The following is a 501-nucleotide window of genomic DNA, read 5'->3' as shown; positions in this document are numbered from 1 at the left end:
TCAGGAACGGGCGCAACAAATGGCTCAATCGCTGATGCCTGCTGCTATCAGTCAGGCGCTGGATGAGGCGATACGGACAGCTAAATAAAAACTGGGACCACGGTCCCACCTGAACAAGAAGAGAGATCATGAAATATGAACTAATCCCAACTGTAATACTGCCTACATCGGCAGAGGTTGGAAATATCATCAATCAATTGAAATCAGAATTCAGTAAATTTGATGCTGATACTCTTTCGGCATCGCTAATGGTTCAAACATTGCACAAGAGATTATGTACAGCAATCAAATGCAGTGTTGAGGTAAAACCAACAGTGGATATCATTGATGGCAAGGCTAATGTTTATGCGCCAGCTATTCTGAATGATCTTGAACCACCAAGACATCTTCAGAAGTCCGATTCGACGAAAGTGAAGGAGGCAAAAGAGGGCGGTAACGCGAGGTAACAGAGAGGGTAACGCCGTGTAATTTTTTGGGTCCTTCCTAAGCCTTTGATATTTC

Annotated in this window: 1 protein-coding gene; it reads left to right on the top strand. The window is 43.9% G+C overall.

Going from position 1 to position 501, the window contains the following annotated elements:
- The first annotated feature begins 128 nt into the window (after positions 1 to 128).
- Positions 129 to 446, top strand: coding sequence for a hypothetical protein (locus tag Xbud_RS19310; protein ID WP_099137556.1), 318 nt, complete (start codon positions 129 to 131; stop codon positions 444 to 446).
- Positions 447 to 501: the final 55 nt, after the last annotated feature.

This window comes from Xenorhabdus budapestensis, assembly GCF_002632465.1.
Classification (GTDB): domain Bacteria; phylum Pseudomonadota; class Gammaproteobacteria; order Enterobacterales; family Enterobacteriaceae; genus Xenorhabdus; species Xenorhabdus budapestensis.
This window is presented reverse-complemented; position numbering and strand designations above follow the sequence as displayed.